This window comes from Paenibacillus sp. FSL W8-0919 (assembly GCF_038003785.1).
Classification (GTDB): Bacteria; Bacillota; Bacilli; order Paenibacillales; family Paenibacillaceae; genus Paenibacillus_AQ; species Paenibacillus_AQ lactis.
On the sequence record NZ_JBBOPV010000001.1, the window covers coordinates 6233383 to 6252442 of the forward strand.

A 19060-nucleotide genomic window follows, 5' to 3' on the forward strand; every position below is an offset into this window, starting at 1 on the left:
TGGAGAGGATCAGCGTAAATTTATATCACGTCCGCAGCGTTAGAACGCCTCAGGCGCTTTCTTCCTGTTTCTTGTCATCTTCCGTTCCCTTGCCTTGCATCAGCTCAGGGATCACTCTGTCACGAACGACCTGTTCGGTGATGACGCAATCCTTGATATCGTCTCTGGACGGCACTTCATACATTACATCCAGCATGATGCCTTCAATGATGGAGCGCAGTCCGCGCGCGCCCGTATTGCGCTTGATTGCCTCCTGGGCAATGGCTTCGAGAGCGCCGCGTTCGAACTTGAGATTGACATTATCAAGCTCAAGCAGCTTCTGGTATTGTTTGGTGAGGGCATTCTTCGGCTCGGACAGAATCCGTACCAGCGTCGCCTCATCCAGTGGTTCCAATGTGGAAACAACCGGCAGACGGCCGACAAATTCCGGAATGAGACCGAACTTGAGCAGGTCCTCAGGCAGCACCATCGTCAAATATTCGCCTGGCTTCAGATCTTTCTGGCCTTCAGCGGAAGCGTTGAAGCCGATGACCTTCTTGCCGATCCGGCGTTTGATGTACTGCTCCAACCCGTCAAATGCGCCCCCGCAAATGAACAGAATGTTGGTTGTATCGATCTGAATAAACTCCTGGTGCGGGTGCTTGCGCCCACCTTGCGGCGGAACGGAAGCGACCGTTCCCTCCAGAATTTTCAGAAGCGCCTGCTGAACCCCTTCGCCGGAAACGTCACGAGTGATGGACGGATTCTCGGATTTGCGGGCCACTTTATCAATTTCATCAATATAGATAATGCCGCGTTCCGCTTTCTCCACATCATAGTCGGCGGCTTGGATCAGCTTGAGCAGGATGTTCTCGACATCCTCGCCCACGTAACCGGCCTCCGTCAACGAGGTGGCATCGGCAATGGCAAACGGAACGTTCAAGATTTTAGCCATCGTTTGCGCAAGCAATGTTTTACCTGAACCTGTAGGTCCCAGCAGCAAAATGTTACTCTTCTGCAATTCAACGTCATCAATCTTGTTTTGCGTATTGATCCGTTTGTAGTGGTTATATACGGCAACCGATAAGGACTTCTTCGCTTGGTCCTGTCCGATGACGTATTGGTCAAGAATATCCCGAATTTCACGCGGCTTCGGAATATCCTTCAAATCCACTTCTTCCTCATGGCCGAGTTCTTCCTCTACGATTTCCGAGCACAAGTCAATGCACTCGTCACATATATAAACACCGGGCCCCGCAACCAGCTTGCGAACCTGCTCCTGCGATTTGCCGCAGAAGGAGCATTTCAGCTGCCCTTTGTCGTCGTTAAATTTAAACATGCAATAACCACCCCTTATGATTTGGTCGGTGAAGACAGAACTTCGTCAATAATACCGTACGCCTTCGCTTCCTCCGCGCTCATAAAAAAGTCACGGTCTGTATCGCGTTCGATTTTTTCAAGGGGCTGACCCGTGCGTTCCACATAGATTTGGTTAAGTTTCTGTCTGGTCTTGATGATCCAATCTGCATGGATTTGGATATCGGATGCCTGACCTTGAATTCCGCCAAGCGGCTGATGGATCATGACTTCGCTGTTCTCAAGCGCATACCGTTTGCCGGGCGCTCCGGCGGTGAGCAGCAGCGAGCCCATGCTGGCGGCCATGCCGACGCAAATAGTGGACACATCAGGCTTAATCAACTGCATCGTATCATATATACCCATCCCGGCCGTCACCGAACCGCCAGGAGAATTGATGTACAGAGAGATGTCTTTCTCCGGATCTTCCGCAGCCAAGAAGAGCAGCTGGGCAATGACGAGATTGGCTACATCGTCATCGATCGCATTGCTGAGGAATATAATGCGATCCTTCAGTAATCTTGAGTAGATATCGTAGGATCTTTCGCCTCGACTGGTTTGCTCCACCACCATAGGTACAAGACTCATGCGACCAACCTCATTTCCTTGAAAATTTACTTATGCGTTACAAAAGTTATTCTAACATGTTCAAAGCGCAATGTCATTTTTTAACCCTGATTACATTCTATGAACTTCGCTAGGAATATATCCAGCCAACTTGTCTCATTATGTATGTCGAAAAAATAACCAATTCATGTCACATTTAGTTGAAAATTGGCTATTCTTAGGTAAAAATAAGGCACGCATAAAGTACGTGCCCTATCTCATGTAACGGCAGCTTCGGCAGCCGCCTGTTGTTATTATTCTTCAGTCGCAGTTTCTGCAGCTTCTTCCTTCTTCTCAACTGGTGCGCCTTCTACGCTGTTTTCCAGCAAGAAATCAATCGTCTTGCGGAGAAGCAGCTCTTCGCTAAGGCTGTCAAGGGAACCGTTGGCAGCCAGGATGCTGCGGATTTCTTCGGCGGAACGCTTGTACGTTTCAGCCATATTGTCCAGTTCCTTGTTGATTTCCTCTTCGGAAACTTCAAGCTTCTCTTCTTTCGCAATTGCTTCAAGCACAAGGTTGTTGCGAACGCGCTTCTCGGCATCGTCCTTCATCTGACCTTCCAAATCCGCATTGGTTTGGCCGGAGAAGCTGAGGAACATCTCGAGGTTCATGCCTTGCTGGCGAAGACGGTTGTCGAAATCGCGCATCATGTTCTGAACTTCGGATTGAATCATCGCTTCCGGAATATCGATTTCGGCGTTAGCTGCCGCTTTTTCAACAACTTCATTCTCGCGGACGCCTTGAGCTTCCTGCTCTTTGCGTGCCAGAAGCTGCTTCTTCAGATCTTCCTTGTACTCATCAAGCGTATCGAACTCGCTTACGTCTTTAGCGAACTCGTCGTCCAGCTCAGGAAGCTGCTTGCGCTTGATTTCATGCACTTTCACTTTGAAGACCGCTTGTTTGCCGGCCAGCTCTTCCGCGTGGTAGGTTTCAGGGAATGTCACTTCCACGTCTTTGAAGTCACCCGTAGCCATGCCGATCACTTGATCTTCAAAGCCTGGGATGAAGGTGTTGCTTCCAAGCTCCAGGGAATAACGCTCGGCTTGTCCGCCTTCGAAAGGAACGCCGTCCACGGAACCGTCGAAATCGATCACGACGATGTCGCCGGATTCAGCCGAACCTTCATCGATGACAGCCAGCTCAGCATGACGCTGTTGCAGGCGCTCAAGCTCTTGGTTCAGCTCCTCATCCGAAACCTCAGCTGTTACAGCAGCAACTTCAAGTCCTTTGTAATCGCCAAGCTTAACTTCTGGCTTCACGGTTACTTTCGCTTTGAATTTGAAGGTTTCGCCTTTAGCGAACTGCTCGATTTCTACTTCTGGACGATCTACCGGGAAAATATCCGCTTGCTCAACAGCTTCGCTGTATACTTCAGGAAGCAGAATGTCGATTGCATCCTGATACAAGCTCTCTACGCCGTAACGAGCTTCAAAGATCGGGCGCGGTACTTTACCTTTACGGAATCCAGGTACATTTACTTGTTTCGCTACTTTATTAAAAGCTTTGTCGAGGGCGGCCGCAACGCGATCCGCATCAACCTCAACGTCAAGAACGCCAAGGTTCTTCTCTATTTTTTCCCAAGTTGCTTTCATTTATGCTTTCCCCTCCAAAATAGTTCACGTGGTCGGCGCAATAATCTATCACGTACCGAATAACCACTATAGTATAAACAACATTACATGCTTTTTCAAGGGCGTACCCTTATGGAGCGATACCGTAAACGTTTTCCATCTCTGCCTATTCCTCCGCCCCGGCAGCTACGAATTGCTTTAACGAACGGTATGCTCCCTCATAGCGAAAACGCATGGTGTCCGTAATTCCGTACAACGGCCGGATTTCGTCCTCATTCCGGAACCCTTTTAAACTCTCCGACACGATGTCGTGCAATGCTGCCGCCCAAATATCGAGCGTAGACTCATCCTCGTCGAGCATGGACTCGTAATCCAAGGTTCCGTAAATGGCCATAATGAACTGCGACCATAATTCCTGGGCGAAATAAAACAGCGTCGGCTCGTGAACCTCTGTCTGATCGGCAACGCGTTCCAATATTTTCGTTATTGCAGGCGGGAATTCCGATGGATCGAGCGGTACCGAGTCAATCTCGATTTCGACGGCCTCCTGTCCTCTCTTAAGCGTTACGCTCCCTTCCATGCCACGTCTGCGCAACGTCTGCAGCACGCGGAATTGGAGCAGAGGATGAAGCGGGGTCTCGCTAAGCCAATCCGCTAGAGCCGCATCGATTTCCGGACGGTCCAGATAGGCCAGCTGTTCAAGCGCAAGGATCGTCTGCTCGGTCAAAGGTCCGTTCATGACCGAAGCAAGAAGTTTATCCGCATATCCTGCATCCTGGGCTGCCTTATCGTTAACCATCTGGCGGGTCATTTCCGCTTCGTCCGGATCGTCGATCTCCTCGGTATCGGCATCATTCTCACGGGGCACGGCTGCTTCGGGGAAGGCTGCCTCCAGCCATTCCAGAAGGGCACGCCATTCCTCATAGTTCCGCTCATTCTGTCCGCTGCATTGCAGCAGAAACCGCAGCACCTCCATCGCTTCGCCGTACCGTTCATTCTCGAGCATAACCGTTAGCTGAATCTGATAATAATCCAGCGTCTTCGGAAACAGGATGATGTTCTTATCCTCTTGTTCGGGGGAGTAAGAGTCCTTGATAAGGACACCTCCTTTCTAGTCCTGTTTTTAATATTCGTTGATTATAGCATATGTACCGCCAAGATTAAAAAAGCGCGGGGTCCATGGGTTCCTTCTCTTACTTAGAGGGATCGGGATCACCGATCAAGTAAAGAGCAACCGTATTTTATCAATATAACCCCGGATTGCCTAGTCATAATCTAATCGCATCAAAAATCTTCTATTTTCAAAAATATATAGTTGAAATATTCCAGAGCATATGATAATATATTTTTTGCTTGAAAAAAATGTGTCCCAGTAGCTCAGCTGGATAGAGCAACGGCCTTCTAAGCCGTCGGTCAGGGGTTCGAATCCCTTCTGGGACGTAAAGATTACACCGCCTTAGGGCGGTGTTTTTGCGTTCCTTGAGGATGAAAACCCCCATTAGGGGGGCGTCGGAGCATCCGCTTCGAAAGGGTTACTTCGCAATCGGCCTGAAGGGCCGAATCCCTTCTGGGACGTAAAAATAACACCGCCTTTAAGGGCGGTGTTATTGCGTTCCTTGAGGATGAGAACCCCCATTAGGGGGGCGTCGAAGCATCCGCTTCGGTAGGATTACTTCGCAGTCGCCTGAAGGGCCGCATCCCTTCTGGGACGTAAAGATAACACCGCCTTAGGGCGGTGTTTTTGCGTTCCTTGGGATCCTTTTTGCGTTCCATGGGATACCCAAATTAAAAAATAATGGCTTTTTCCCAATAACCCTATACTATAAAAAAAAAGAATCCCTGTCGGATTCGAAAGTGATGCCAAGCTACATACATAAAAGAGGAGGATGCGTATGCCTTTGTGGCTTATATACGCGCTGCTGTCTGCCGTAGCCGCTGCGCTCGTGGCCATCTTCGGCAAGATCGGCCTGCAGAACATCGACGCGAATTCCGCAACCGCTATACGATCAGTCATCATGGCTTTGTTCTTGCTCGGGGTCATAGCGGTTCAGGGAAAATTCTCGCAGCTCGGCGACATTCTAACGCAGAAAAAGGCGCTCAGCTTCATCGTGCTCAGCGGAATTGCCGGTGCCTTATCATGGCTGTTCTACTTCCTGGCACTGAAGTACGGCAAAGTATCGCAGGTAGGGCCGATCGATAAATTGAGCGTCGTGATGGCGGTCATTCTTGCTTTTGTTTTTCTGGGTGAGAAAATCTCCTGGATCAACGCAGCCGGCGTTGCTCTGATTGCTGTCGGCGCGCTGCTGGTTGCGGTGAAATAAAAATCGTATTGCTTTTCGAAGCAGATTGGTTATAATATGGAAAACTCGATCATTTTGATGTTCTGTGATTGGGAGAGTAGCTGCACGCGCTTCAGTCCAAGCGAGCCGGGACAGGTGGGAACCGGTACGAAGCCGCCAGTGAAACGGGCCCAGGAGACGGTTATCCGAAACTTTCAGTAGGGTGACCCGGCTTACACCGTTATCGTAGCAAAGGGGTCAGCCTTCCAATTTCAGGGGTTGACAACAAGAGTGGTACCGCGAGCATAAGTCCTCGTCTCTTAGGAGACGCGGACTTTTTTTATTTTTTCAGACATGGTTGTCACTGTTAAAAGGGGGATTTCACCATTATGTTAAGTCACTTTATCATTGAAAGCCTGGAACAAGCCGTAAACAAGGTGTGCCAAAGCTTCGGCACGAAGCTGCCGGATTCCGTACAGGTCCGTATCGAGCAACCTGCGAGCATGGAGCATGGAGATTATGCGACCAACATCGCCATGCAGCTTGCCAAAGTTTTGCGCAAGGCACCCATTGAAATCGCCGGGCTGATTCAGCAGGAGCTTCAGCAGCATGAGCCATTCCTCGAGCTTATAGCTTCCGTTGAGGTAGCGGCACCAGGCTTTCTGAATCTCCGCATCCGCTGGGAGGCGTGGGCGGGATTGCGTTTCGAGCTGCCGGCTGCCCCGGATGAAAAAATCGTCATTGAACACACATCCATCAACCCGAATAAATCGGCACACATCGGCCATCTGCGAAATTCTTGTATCGGCGACACGCTGGTCAGATTGATGAGAAGGCTCGGTTATGAAGTCGAGGTCCATAACTATATCGACGATCTGGGGAATCAGCTGGCAGATACGGTCGTCGGTCTTCTTCATACTCCGCTCACACAAGAGCATGCCCGGTTCGGGGATTATTGCTGGGATGTATACTCTGCCACCAATCGGGCTTATACGCAGGATCCTTCGCTCGTGCAGCATCGAACCGAAGTGCTTCACGCTCTGGAGGAAGGACACCAGAACTTGGCGTGGATCGGACTCCTCGTGGCGGAGCGGATCGTTAAAGAGCATTTGGAGGAGATGAAGCAGTTCGGCATCGAGTATGATCTGTTGGTGTGGGAGAGCAGCATCGTAAGAGAGGGCTTCTGGGATTATGCATTCGAGCTGCTGAAGAATACGCCGCTGTTCCAGCAGGAAACCGAGGGCAGGCTGGCTGGATGCTGGGTGCTGAAGCAATCCGGCGGCGAAGACGCTGCGGGAAATCCGGAGGCCGAGCACAGCATGGATAAGGTGCTTGTCCGCTCCAACGGCATTTTGACCTACACGGCCAAGGACATCGCGTACCACTTGTGGAAATACGGGGTTTTGGCCAAGGATTTTGCCTACAAAAAATTTACGGAGCATGTGTGGACAACAAGCGCTGACGGCGAGCAGCAGCCGTTCGGCAAAGCCACTATGGTAATCAATGTTATTGACTACAGGCAGCAATATCCGCAGGCGATGGTCAAGCAGGCGCTCGAAAGCCTGGGGTTTGTCAAGGAAGCGGAGAAGCTCCGTCATGTGAGTTACGGGGTTGTTTCCCTCAGTCCGTCTGCTGCGGCGGATCTCGGGATTGATACAAGTGACGGGAAGGCCTCCTACGCGATGTCCGGGCGCCAAGGGATCGGTATTAAAATTACGGAGCTTATCGATCAGGTGGAGAAGGTCATTGAGGAGACCCGCTCGGATAAAAACGGACTGTCCAGCCGCGAAATCGCGATCGCCTCCATCCGTTACTACCTGCTTCGCTTTGCACTACAGACCGAGGTCGTATTTGATCTCAAGCAGGCTACCGAAATATCCGGCAATACGGGGGTATACCTGCTCTATTCTTATGCACGAGCGCTGAGTGTACTGAATAAAGCGAAGGCATCCGGTGTGGAGCCAGTAAGACCTGTACATTTTCCTGCCATGGAAAAAGCCGAGCACGCCTTGCTGAGACATATCAGCACTTGGCAGGACACCCTCGTCACGGCCGGACGCGAGCTGTCTCCAAGCGCCATTTGCAACTTCACTTACGAGCTGTGCTCATGGTTTAACAATTTTTATTCGGCATGCCCGATCCTGAAGGCGGAGGAGGAGGTCCTCCAATTCCGTGTATGGCTGACCTCGGTGTTTAAAGAGACGCTGGGCGATGCGCTGGACGTCCTCGGGCTGCCTACGCCAAGCCGGATGTAAAATCGCATGCAGAGCATCCGCCCGCTCTCCTTCTTCCTAGAAACTTGCCTGGTAAACGCTTAGGCTTTTAGGTTCTAAAGGACCAGGAATCAGTCCTCAAAAAATAGCCGCCATCCCGATGGATGACGGCTATTTTCCCTTCTATTGCAGCCCTCTAACCGTAAGCTTAACCTGAATCTTCCCGCCTGTCAGAGGTTCCTCTTGGATGGTCCAATTAACAGCGAGCGTATCCTTCAAACGGCCCAGCTGTTCCTCCGTCAGCTGCAGCTGATCTATGATCCCTTCGCCTACGCGAAAGTCGGATTCGGAGCTGATGCCAAACGCTTCCTCCAGCCATATTTTCAAGCCGTTCCGCGTATTAAATGTAATTCTGTAGCCTTCCTGAACAGCCTTCTCCAGATTCTCCCCATGCTCCTCGGCGTAGGAGAACAATTCATCGTAATGGAAATGGCCGGTTTGGGCCCTCCCGAACCGTTCAACCTCCCGTGAACGAACGGCATCCAAGAGATCGGCGGATGACATTCCTGAATTTTTGGCATGCTCCAATAGAATGGCGGTGTTTTGCGATATTTTCGTAAGCTGCATAGTAAATTAAGGCCTCCTCAAGGATGAAAAAAAATCATTTTCTACTATTATAAGACTCGCAATGATGTGAGACGGGGAAGCTTCGCAAGATATAAACTAAACGTTCCATCGCTTATGTACTTGCTAAAGGACTTAATCTCATAATACCCCAGCTTTCTGCAAAAATGAACCGATTCCTACCGCAAAAAGGTTAAGCCATTCTCCCGATTCCCAGTACCGTCTAAACAAAGCGGTTATGATCCGTCTGTCAACCTCATCGAAACGTCTGAACGACCACCCCTTTGCCGTCCTTTACATCCACCTCGGCATATGCCCCATTGATCAATGTCATCTGCGGCGGAACATGTCCGCAGTCCATATCATAAACGATGGGAACGCCAAGCTCCTCGGCAAGGACTTGGTATACATCCTCCGCCTCGTAATTCTCGATGGCATGATTGGCAGCGCTTCTGCCGAACAGAATGCCGGAGCAGTTCGCGAACCAGCCGGCAAGCTTCATCTGAACAAGCGATCTGCGTAAATCGGTCGTGGATAGCTCGCAGTTCTCGAAGTACCAGAGGATGGGTTCATTTCCGATGTACTGCTGCTGGAAGCTCGTCACGTCGCCGTAGGGAGTGCCGATCAGATGGCGGATCACATCGATGCAGCCCCCAAGCAGTCGTCCCTTCATTTGGGCAGGAGCGCCTGTGACGGATTTCCACTCCGTCGGCTCCGTTAAATGGTAGATCCATGGAGTCGGGTTGTCATGCTGCCATTCCTTCTGATAGCTTTCGGAAGATTGCTGGGCGACGGATCCCCCTCTGGACGTTGACAGCACGGTTTGCCATCGTGAAGTCGTCGGGTCGGTTTGCTCCCCGCGCAGGTCAATGAGATTCGTGCCATGCGCAGTGGCGATGCCTCTTACCAACGTGAGTGCCAATAGGAGCACACTCGTGTCCGAGTAGCCAAGAATCCACTTGGGGCTCACTTGATCAAATTCGATATGCTCCAGGATTTCGATCAATAGCTCCCCGCCCCATGGAGGAATGATGAGATCGATCGCTTCATTCTGAAGCATCGCATTCAGCTCTTGGGCCCGAATACGCGCAGGAGCCGACTTAGCCTTTTCCTGTGTCCAGACAGTATCTCCGACAATCGTACGGAATCCCCTTGACTCCATCCGGTTGATCGCTTGCCTCAATAAACCATGCAATTCGGCCTCTACGCCCGATGACGGAGCGGGTATGCCGATGGTCGCCCCTTCCTGCAAAAACGGATAATGGATCATTGGTTATCTTCCCCTCTCATACGTATCGCTTCATGCCTGCAAGCCTTCACGGTTGTTCTGACTTCAGATGCCTATACTAATCTTAACATCTAGAGCGTACAGAAGGGAGCGGCCTTTCGGCCGACCGCGAAGTCATCCTCCCGAAGCGGATGCTTCGACGCCCCCCTAACTGGGGTTCTCATCCTCATGGAACGCAAAAACACCGCCATTAAGGCGGTGTTTTTTTACGTCCCAGAAGGGATGCGGCCTTTCAGGCCGACTGCGAAGTCATCCTCCCGAAGCGGATGCTCCGACGCCCCCCTAACTGGGGTTCTCATCCTCATAGAACGCAAAAACACCGCCATTAAGGCGGTGTTATTTTACGTCCCAGAAGGGATGCGGCCTTTCAGGCCGACTGCGAAGTCATCCTCCCGAAGCGGATGCTCCGACGCCCCCCTAACTGGGGTTCTCATCCTCATGGAACGCAAAAACACCGCCATTAAGGCGGTGTTATTTTACGTCCCAGAAGGGATTCGAACCCCTGACCGACGGCTTAGAAGGCCGTTGCTCTATCCAGCTGAGCTACTGGGACATATGTATACATCTTTTTGAAACAGTAACGAAATATATTATATCGCAACTTCGTCATTTTTCAAAGAATTTTTTTGTAAAGGAATCATTCGGGGAATCAGCCGTTCGCTCGCAGGGTATTGTAATATCAAACAACATTTCAGGAGGTGGTACCCGTGAGACAACTGCTATCCTCATTATCGTACTTTAGCATTTTCTTTGCGCCCTTTATTCTCCCGATCCTGGTGTGGATTCTATCCCAAGATGCTTATGTAGCGAAGCATGCGCGCCGCGCCCTTTTCTCTCATCTCTTCCCGCTTCTTGCAGCCATCCCGCTCATCTATATGGCGGTAACCTCAGGCTCCTTCGGTTCCGTGATCGGGTACCTGATTCTGTTCGGCATCATTTATTTCGGCAGCTTCGTGTATAATATCGTCCTGGGCATTCAGGTTCTCCGCGAACCGAGCTACTGATGCTTTTATCTGAGGATTTCGCAAAATCCTGACCTAAAAGAAGAACCATGCCGCAATCGTCCGGCATGGTTCATTTTATTTATTATTTCGTTGTAATGTGCACCATTTTCTCGCTGCTGTCCCACTTGACGTCAGCGCCGAGAGCCGTAGCGACAAATCGAAGCGGTACCATCGTAGTGCCCTTTACCATGCGCGGTGCGGAATCAAGCGTAACGTTCTTTCCGTTCACCACGGCCTGCTTTGATCCCATCTTCAGCTTGATTTGGGAGGAGCCTTTGACGGAGGTTATGGTCTGCGTCTTCTGATCCCATTTCACGGAAGCGTCAAGCGATTCGAAAATCGCGCGCATCGGCACCAGCACGCTGCCGCCGGACATAACAGGTGCCTGTGCATAAGATTGCAGCTGTCCGTTCAGCTTGATGCGGATCGGCATTTGGCCGATTTCTCTTCCGGATTGATCGTAGTATTTCAGCTTCACGCTCTTCACACGGGAATCATAGTCGATCCGCAGCGTTGTGGTCTCATGAGCCGACAAGAACGTAGAGTTGGACTCCGATCCCAAGGAACGTCCTTTCGCATCGTACGCCGTCGATTTGACGGTAATGCGCTGGGACGTATCCCCGTTCTCGATCCCGATTGTAACGACCAGCTTGTTGTTAACGGTCATCCGGCCTTCGGCAATGATTTTCGGCGTTTGGCTGCTTCCGGTCAGGAACACCTTGATATTGCTGGCCGCTTTGCCCGCTTCCAGCTCAGCCGCAAAATTAGCGATTTCGCTGCCGCTCAGGTAACCGGTGGTCGTGTTCACTTCCAGCACCTTGCCGCTGCCATTGCTGCCGACGACGATTACGCCAACCCGGCCGCCTTCTTTACGGTTTTGGATCGAGCCGGTTACGATAAGCTTCCCGTTCTCGAGACGGCTTCCGGTTTGAAGCAGCTTCACAGCGTCCTCTACCGGATCAATCGCGGAAACTTTAACCGTTTTAATCAATTTGGCTGCTTTCAACTCGACTTCAAAGGTAGAAACCTCGCTGCCGGTGAAGTAGCCGTCTGCCGACGTAACCTCAACCGCTTTACCGGAAGCGTCGTATCCAACAGCCAACATGCCCACATTGCGGCCCTCGGTTCCATTCTGAACGACGCCGGTTACCTTGACCACTCCGTTATTGGTCCACGATCCGGATGCCAGCAGCTTGGCTTCATTACCTGCCGGACCGGCTGGAAGCACTTCTACCCGCTTGATGCTGCTTCCGCTGTCAAGATCCACTTCATATGTATTGATCTCATCGCTCATGAAATATTCCGAGTTGCCGGCAACCTCCAGCGCATTGCCGTTCTCGTCATAACCTACGACATAAAAGCCGCCCTCTTTGCCGGAACCGCCATTGCGAACATCGGCAGTAACGCGCATTTTGCCATTAATAAGCTCATGGGATGATTCAAGTATGCTAATTCCTTCAGTGCCATCTGCCTTCACAGCCCCTTGAACGGGTCCGAAGATGAGCGAAAAAGCGAGCAATCCCGCGCCCAGCAGCTTCGTCAAATTTCTGTTTGTTTTGCGCAAATCCAATCTCCCCTTGTCAAATATGCTAGAATTATGCTTACACTAATCTAACATTATAGGCAAGATTCCCCTGTTATCAAATAGAGGATAAGTCCTATTTCTTAATTTTGCGTAATCCACAGCCGTCATTGGTCCCTATTCCCCAGAGCGATGGGCTCCTCCACCAGCATCCTATATTCAGATGGCCTTTCGCTTGCAGAACTGCGTAATGAAACGCAAAGGGCATCCGAGAAATGTTGTGCTTACGGCGGCAACTTCCCCTTTACATGGGCCATGTGACATGAAAAAGCCTGGTCCAAACGGACCAGGCTTTTTTACAGGGTTTTGACACAAGCGCTTTATTGTTTTATGTGACTTGCCTAAAAATAAAGCGGACCTTCGCTCAGCCGTTGATTCAGCTGTTCGTACAGCTGTCCGGTGGAGAGCAGCTGCTGCTTGAAGGCATCCCGGTCTTCTTCTGCTGTAGACGCCGCGCTGTTCTCGAACGCCACATCCGTCGCATCCACAAAAGCATCATGCATGCTGTTATCATACCAGTCCACCTCCAAGCTGGCATTGCTGCGTACGATTTTGACCAGATCATAGCCTCCCAGAGGAGACGATGGGGTCAAATAGGCCAGCAAAGCGCTTTCTCCCTCCTCTTGCGGATAAACCTCAACCTCGGCGCAAGGCGCTCCGTTCACTTCCGTAATTCGGCGTATTTTAGCATCTCTAATTGCATACATGGTTCCATTCTCCTTACCCGGATGCGCAGCTTCCATGCTCAGCATCCTTCATATTTTTCAAGTCAGCTCGGATAGCAGCCGCAGCTCCTCCATCTGTTGACGCGTTTCTGGCGTGCCCAGACGGTAGATGGTCCGGTATACTCTGTCCAGCGAGGTCTGAAATAAAGTATTTGTGCTTTGCTCCGGAGTATCCGGCCAAGGGAAGACATATCCCGGAAACGCCTCCTCTTCTTTCTCCTGCAGCATGTCCAGCTCAATCCGGACCTGATCCGCCTCTTCGGGCGTGGCCTCGATCTCCCATTCGTACGGACTCGCCCCTTGTTCGGTTAGAACCGAGCGGCTTTGCACGGACACATAGTAGGTTGACTTGTCCATGGACGCTTCTCTCCTTCGCTTTGAATTCGCCGTCGTTCCTTAGTTTTCGTAAAAGGACAGACATTTTATGCCCTGCTTCGGCATATATCTGGTATCACTTTGGCGACTAAGGGAGTAAAAAGATGGGACAGCGTACGACAAAGACAAAGAGAGGATGAACCGTCATGTGCGGAATAACCGGTTTTATACAATGGAACGGCGATTTGACGCAGGATTCGCAGCTGCTGGTAAAAATGACAGAGAGTTTGGCTCACCGCGGACCTGACGGATCCGGCACCTGGATTTCAAACCCGTGCGCATTCGGTCACCGCAGACTCAGCGTGATCGACCCCGAAAATGGAGCACAGCCGATGATCATTCATCAGGAAGATGAAGTCTACGCTATTGTATACAATGGGGAATTATATAATGCAGTCGAGCTTCGAGAGGATCTCATACGACGCGGACACCGTTTCAGCACCAAATGCGATACCGAGGTTCTCCTGGTCTCCTATATCGAATGGGGCCCCGACTGCCTGGAGCGCCTTAACGGTATTTTTGCGTTTGCCATTTGGGACAGCGCGCGTGAACAGGTATTTCTGGCGCGTGACCGGGTCGGGGTTAAACCTTTGTTCTACAGTTATATCGATGGAACGCTAATCTTCGGCTCCGAGCCGAAGGCACTGCTGCAGCACCCCAAGGTCGAGCCGGTGGTCGGGGCGGAAGGGCTTGCCGAAGTGTTCATTATCGGCCCTGCAAGAACGCCTGGGCATGGCGTTTACAAGGATATTTCCGAGCTTCGTCCTGGCATGGCCATGATCTTTAGCCGGGAAGGGCTGCGAAAGTATACGTACTGGAAGCTGGAAAGCAAGCCCCATGAGGATGATGTCCTACGCACGGCAAGCTACCTGCAGGGCCTTCTCCGCGATACGGTAGAACGCCAGCTCGTATCGGATGTTCCGGTCTGCTCGCTGCTCTCCGGAGGGCTGGATTCCAGCGCGCTCTCGTCGCTGGCCGTAGACTATTACCGGCGAACAGGCCAAGGACAAGTGCATACCTACTCCGTCGATTATGTCGACAACAGCAAGCATTTCCAGTCCCACTCCTTCCAGCCTGGCGCCGATGGACCGTGGATCAAGCGCATGCATGAGGAGCTCGGGACCCATCATCATTGGGTCGAGTTTGACACGCCCGAGCTGGTCGAGGCGCTGGATGATTCAACAAGGACGCGTGATCTGCCGGGAATGGCGGATGTCGATGCTTCCTTATTCCTCTTCTGCCGCGAGATCAAAAAAGGCGCAACGGTCGCCATATCCGGCGAGGCTGCCGATGAAATATTCGGCGGCTATCCATGGTTTCACCGGGAAGAAATGCTCAATTCCGGCACCTTTCCTTGGTCGGTTGCACCGGATATGCGGGCAAGTCTCTTGTCCCCCGAAATCCGGGATTGGATCCGGCCGCTGGAATACCTCGGGGATCGTTATTCGGATGCGGTGGCCGAGGTTCCGAAGCTGGACGGCGAAACCGGGGAGCAGGCGAAGATGCGGGTCATGTCATACCTTAATATCACCCGCTTCATGCCGACGCTGCTGGATCGGAAGGACCGGATGAGCATGGGCGTTGGATTGGAAGTCCGGGTTCCTTATACAGACCACCGGCTGATTGAATATGTATGGAATATTCCGTGGAGCATCAAGACGACCGGAAACCGGGAAAAGGGCATTCTCCGAAAAGCGCTCGAAGGCGTTCTTCCAGACGATGTGCTCTATCGGAAAAAAAGTCCGTATCCAAAAACCCATAACCCGAACTATCTCGCGGCGGTCAAGGCTCAGGTGCTCCGCATTTTGGACGATGCCTCCTCACCGCTGCTGCCGCTTATCGACAAGACGCGGATCCGCGAGCTGGCATCCTCACCGGATGCTTCGTCCAACCTTCCTTGGTTCGGGCAGCTGATGTCCGGCCCGCAATTGTTTGCATACCTGGCACAGGTACATTATTGGCTTAAGGAGTACAATGTCTCGATACGCTGACGATTGCCTTTCAGCATAAAAAAAAAGGAACCATGCCCGTCTCGCCAGGGCATGGTTCCTTACGTTCCCTACATTTCCGATTTCAGCTGGGCCACAAGCTTCGACAGCGCTTCGCCGCGATGGCTGATAGCCTGCTTCTCTTCCATGGTCAATTCCGCCATCGTCTTCTCATGGCTCGGCAGGTAGAAGAGCGGATCATAGCCGAAGCCGCCCCCTCCGGCCGGTTCGGATGTAATCCAGCCGTCCACCGTTCCCTCAGCCGTAAGCTTACGTCCGGACTGCGGATCATACAATACCAGAACGCAGACGAACCGGGCCGGACTGAGCAGCGGCTGCTCCGTGTCCTCACCGAGCTTCAGCTTCTCCAGCTCGGCAAGAAGCTTCGCGTTGTTATCCTCGTCGGCGCCGTACGTTCCGGCGTACCTGGCAGAGTACACGCCGGGCGCTCCCCCGAGCGCATCGACGCACAAACCGGAATCGTCCGCAAGCACGGGCAGCCCCAGGGCTTCGGCGACCTCTTTGGCTTTCTTGAAGGCATTCTCTTCAAACGTTGCTCCGTCCTCGACGACATCCGGCAGGTCGGGAAAGTCATACATGCTTTTTACTTCCGTGCCGAAAGCTGCGAATGCATGGGCGAATTCCTTCACTTTCCCCGCATTGCGCGTCGCTACGATAAGTGTATCTCCTAGTACGAATGCCATCGCCTTACACTCCGCTTCCCGCGTTCACCGATCCAATCTTTGCCGCGATCGGTCCAAGCGCTTCCTGTTGTCTAGCGATCAGCTCGTTGATTCCTTTTTGCCCAAGCTCCAAAATCTGGTCCAGCTCCTGTCGGGAGAACGGGCTCTCTTCCCCGGTTCCCTGAACCTCGACGAATGTTCCGCTGCCCGTCATAACCAGGTTCATATCCACCTTCGCCTTGGAGTCTTCCTCATAGTTCAGGTCAAGCAGCGCCTGTCCGCCCGCAATGCCGACGCTGACGGATGCCAGGTAATCGGTAATCGGGAATACCGCAAGCTTATGCTGCTCGGCAATTTTATTGACCGCGATGGCCAGCGCAACGAATGCACCCGTGATGGAAGTCGTCCGCGTTCCGCCGTCCGCCTGGATAACATCGCAATCCAGGGTAATCGTCCGCTCGCCAAGCGCATTCAGATTTACAACGGACCGGAGCGCACGGCCGATCAGCCGCTGAATTTCCATCGTCCGTCCGCTCAGCTTGCCGCGGTTCGCTTCCCGCTGATTGCGGGACTGCGTTGCGCGCGGCAGCATCGAATATTCGGCCGTAACCCAGCCTTTTCCCTGTCCCTTCAGGAACGGGGGAACCTTCTCGTCCACGGTAGCGGTAATCAATACCTTGGTGTCCCCCATCTCGATGTACACAGAGCCTTCCGCGTATTTATTCACATGGGTTGATAAATTCATCGGGCGAAGCTCATCGCTCTTACGTCCGTTAGATCTCATTTGTTTGCCTCCTACTTCATATCGCAATCCTGATTAGCATCCCCTATTTTACCAAAGTGTTGGCATAAAAGCACCTTTTTGGACGAGAGACAGTCCCCGTATCGTCAGCAAATGCCCGGCTCTTAAATCGATATTTCGTTAATGAATTCCGGCGCGCTTACAGGCTCGCTGTAGTTGCGGCTGTCTTCCCCGATGACCTCGGCCAGATCATTCATATGGATTTTGACTTTCGCGTCGTTCGCGTTTTCGGATACCGTCAATACGACGGCTTGAAGCAGCTCAACCGGAACCGCATCCCCTTCGACAAACATGCCGTCTTCAAGGGATACGATCACCGAACCGTCCTCCCCTTTCTCGATAGCTTTTACCTTCGTATTGTCCGGAATGACCTCCGCCAGGCCGTCACCGTACTGCGGACCGCGGATCAGCTCGTTCAGCGCGGCTGTTACCGCATCTTGACCGCTCGGCACGAGTCTTGTGACCGGGACATAGTACTGGATCCCGGACGGAGTAACCGAGGAGAAATATACGGTAACCGGGGAAGAAGCGGAATACACCGCATCATCGGCCTTCTGCAGATTGATGCCCATCGAGCGGGAGAGCGGGCGGTCCAGCGGCGTTTTATTCACCGGCATTTCGGTCAAGCGTGTCCCCTCTACCCATACCTGCATCTGTTCAACACCCTCATGCCCTGTCAGCGTCCAGGTCAGCGCCTCCAAAATTTTCCGTTCATCCGAGGGCTTGTATTCGGTAAATGCCTTATTGAATTCCACAACGGCCATTTTGTTCTCCGCATCGACGGTCACATTGTTAATTACCGTTTCGGCCGGCAGTACGCCTTGGAAGCCCTGCGGAATATATCCGGTATAGCGTCCGCCGCTAACGAGTACTTCCAAAGACTCCTTTAGCTCACTCCCGGCCTCCGCCTTCGGTATGCCCAGCGTCACAGGCGCAAGCATTCCCCTGGCATCGGCAAGATATACCGTCGTCTGCATGCCGATCTCTCCCTGGGCAGCCGAGGAATTCACATTCTCCAACATCTGCTTCTCCACTTGTGCAGGCGGCGGGTCAATCGCTTCGGACTGTTTGCCCGCAAACGGACCGCAGCCGGACATGATAATCGGAACAGCAAGCAGCCCGGCGGCCGAAAGCCTGCGAAGATTACGTTTACTGGTCATGTATTGTTCCTCCCCTAACATTTTTAGTACAGGTTGTACTCCTATGTATACGAGCCCTTTCCAAAAAAATACCCTCCAGTTTCCCCTTTCTGGACAAAGGGGTTCCTAAAAAGTACAATCGTCTTTAAGCGCGAGATCAAAAAGTCAAAAGACGGCTTTTTGAACAACCTCTATAAGCAGCTTTTACCAAACTACGAAAATGAGGTGATATCCATCATGGCTGAAATGGATGCAAACATCCCGTATAGTCTCAACAGCAAAAAGGTAGCGGAAGCAACCCGAAGCCTGCTTAAGGAACGAGGAGTCAAGGTGGAGGAAATCGCCGAGCTGGTGATGATCCTTCAGAAGAAATATTATCCGAATTTGACGATGGAGGAATGCATGCAGAACGTCGACGCGGTTCTAAGCAAGCGCGAGGTCCAGAATGCGGTGCTGACCGGAATCCAGCTGGACAAGCTGGCGGAGGAAGGGAAGCTTATTTCTCCCCTTCAGGAGATGCTGGCCAATGATGAAGGGCTGTATGGCGTAGACGAAGTTCTGGCCTTCTCCATTGTTAACGTGTACGGCAGCATCGGCTTTACGAACTACGGATACATCGACAAGCTGAAGCCCGGCGTCCTTGAGCGGCTTAACGACAAAACGGACGGAGACGTCCATACCTTCCTGGACGATATCGTCGGGGCTGTTGCCGCGGCGGCCAGCAGCCGGATCGCCCACCGCAAGCAGGCGGAGCGGGAGCTTGAATTGTATGGGACGACCGAAGAACTCCCGAAGGATTAGTGCAATTAAACCTCCTCTGGCGGACGCTACTTTCAACATATGAAG

The 19060-nt window shown here is 52.1% G+C and carries 17 protein-coding genes, 2 tRNA genes and 1 other annotated feature; of the genes, 6 read left to right on the top strand and 13 right to left on the bottom strand.

What is annotated here, in order from left to right; genetic code table 11:
- Positions 1-49: 49 nt before the first annotated feature.
- From clpX to NST44_RS28285, 4 genes are all read right to left on the bottom strand, one after another.
- Positions 50-1318, bottom strand: coding sequence for an ATP-dependent protease ATP-binding subunit ClpX (gene clpX, locus NST44_RS28270; protein ID WP_007130750.1), 1269 nt, complete (start codon positions 1316-1318; stop codon positions 50-52).
- 14 nt (positions 1319-1332) lie between these two features.
- A complete protein-coding gene (clpP, locus tag NST44_RS28275) occupies positions 1333-1923 on the bottom strand; it encodes an ATP-dependent Clp endopeptidase proteolytic subunit ClpP (RefSeq protein ID WP_007130751.1) in 591 nt (196 codons plus the stop codon).
- Positions 1924-2195: 272 nt separating this feature from the next.
- Entirely contained in the window at positions 2196-3533 is a 1338-nt protein-coding gene (tig, locus tag NST44_RS28280; RefSeq protein ID WP_007130752.1) for a trigger factor, read from the bottom strand.
- Between the two features lie 145 nt (positions 3534-3678).
- Positions 3679-4518: a hypothetical protein gene (locus NST44_RS28285; protein WP_028407008.1), complete on the bottom strand. Its 840-nt coding sequence runs from the start codon at positions 4516-4518 to the stop codon at positions 3679-3681.
- Between the two features lie 360 nt (positions 4519-4878).
- Between NST44_RS28285 and NST44_RS28290 the strand changes: the two genes are divergently transcribed.
- From NST44_RS28290 to NST44_RS28300, 3 genes are all read left to right on the top strand, one after another.
- Positions 4879-4952 (top strand) — tRNA-Arg (locus NST44_RS28290).
- 452 nt (positions 4953-5404) lie between these two features.
- On the top strand, positions 5405-5833 hold the full coding sequence (locus NST44_RS28295; protein ID WP_007130754.1) for an EamA family transporter: 429 nt from the start codon (positions 5405-5407) through the stop codon (positions 5831-5833).
- Between the two features lie 55 nt (positions 5834-5888).
- Positions 5889-6115: a binding site (T-box leader), on the top strand.
- 65 nt (positions 6116-6180) lie between these two features.
- Positions 6181-8046: an arginine--tRNA ligase gene (locus NST44_RS28300; RefSeq protein ID WP_251537042.1), complete on the top strand. Its 1866-nt coding sequence runs from the start codon at positions 6181-6183 to the stop codon at positions 8044-8046.
- Positions 8047-8187: 141 nt separating this feature from the next.
- Here NST44_RS28300 and NST44_RS28305 read toward each other — a convergent pair whose 3' ends face one another.
- The 3 genes from NST44_RS28305 to NST44_RS28315 form a co-directional block, all read right to left on the bottom strand.
- A complete protein-coding gene (locus tag NST44_RS28305) occupies positions 8188-8631 on the bottom strand; it encodes a hypothetical protein (protein ID WP_340901211.1) in 444 nt (147 codons plus the stop codon).
- A 253-nt stretch (positions 8632-8884) separates the two neighbouring features.
- On the bottom strand, positions 8885-9898 hold the full coding sequence (locus tag NST44_RS28310) for a S66 family peptidase (RefSeq protein WP_340901214.1): 1014 nt from the start codon (positions 9896-9898) through the stop codon (positions 8885-8887).
- A gap of 497 nt (positions 9899-10395) precedes the next feature.
- Positions 10396-10469 (bottom strand) — tRNA-Arg (locus tag NST44_RS28315).
- A 154-nt stretch (positions 10470-10623) separates the two neighbouring features.
- Between NST44_RS28315 and NST44_RS28320 the strand changes: the two genes are divergently transcribed.
- Positions 10624-10920, top strand: a complete 297-nt coding sequence (locus tag NST44_RS28320) for a DUF4870 domain-containing protein (RefSeq protein ID WP_007130758.1) — start codon at positions 10624-10626, stop codon at positions 10918-10920.
- Positions 10921-11002: 82 nt separating this feature from the next.
- On the opposite strand, the gene NST44_RS28325 is transcribed toward NST44_RS28320, so the two are convergent.
- From NST44_RS28325 to NST44_RS28335, 3 genes are all read right to left on the bottom strand, one after another.
- The gene (locus NST44_RS28325; RefSeq protein WP_340901215.1) at positions 11003-12484 is read right to left on the bottom strand and encodes a stalk domain-containing protein; all 1482 of its coding nucleotides are present in this window, start codon (positions 12482-12484) and stop codon (positions 11003-11005) included.
- Positions 12485-12843: 359 nt separating this feature from the next.
- On the bottom strand, positions 12844-13209 hold the full coding sequence (locus tag NST44_RS28330) for a hypothetical protein (protein WP_007130760.1): 366 nt from the start codon (positions 13207-13209) through the stop codon (positions 12844-12846).
- A 57-nt stretch (positions 13210-13266) separates the two neighbouring features.
- Positions 13267-13584 (bottom strand): hypothetical protein, encoded by a 318-nt coding sequence (locus NST44_RS28335; protein ID WP_007130761.1) that lies wholly within the window; start codon positions 13582-13584, stop codon positions 13267-13269.
- A 164-nt stretch (positions 13585-13748) separates the two neighbouring features.
- Here NST44_RS28335 and asnB point away from each other — a divergent pair, with 164 nt between their 5' ends.
- Positions 13749-15593, top strand: a complete 1845-nt coding sequence (gene asnB / locus NST44_RS28340; RefSeq protein WP_340901218.1) for an asparagine synthase (glutamine-hydrolyzing) — start codon at positions 13749-13751, stop codon at positions 15591-15593.
- Positions 15594-15661: 68 nt separating this feature from the next.
- Here the strand turns inward: asnB and NST44_RS28345 are convergent, their stop codons facing one another.
- From NST44_RS28345 to NST44_RS28355, 3 genes are all read right to left on the bottom strand, one after another.
- Positions 15662-16294: an XTP/dITP diphosphatase gene (locus tag NST44_RS28345; protein ID WP_340901220.1), complete on the bottom strand. Its 633-nt coding sequence runs from the start codon at positions 16292-16294 to the stop codon at positions 15662-15664.
- A gap of 4 nt (positions 16295-16298) precedes the next feature.
- Positions 16299-17057: a ribonuclease PH gene (gene rph, locus NST44_RS28350; protein ID WP_007130764.1), complete on the bottom strand. Its 759-nt coding sequence runs from the start codon at positions 17055-17057 to the stop codon at positions 16299-16301.
- A gap of 122 nt (positions 17058-17179) precedes the next feature.
- On the bottom strand, positions 17180-18235 hold the full coding sequence (locus tag NST44_RS28355) for a GerMN domain-containing protein (RefSeq protein WP_340901224.1): 1056 nt from the start codon (positions 18233-18235) through the stop codon (positions 17180-17182).
- Positions 18236-18451: 216 nt separating this feature from the next.
- Here NST44_RS28355 and NST44_RS28360 point away from each other — a divergent pair, with 216 nt between their 5' ends.
- A complete protein-coding gene (locus NST44_RS28360; RefSeq protein ID WP_007130766.1) occupies positions 18452-19015 on the top strand; it encodes a phosphatidylglycerophosphatase A family protein in 564 nt (187 codons plus the stop codon).
- Positions 19016-19060 lie beyond the last annotated feature (45 nt).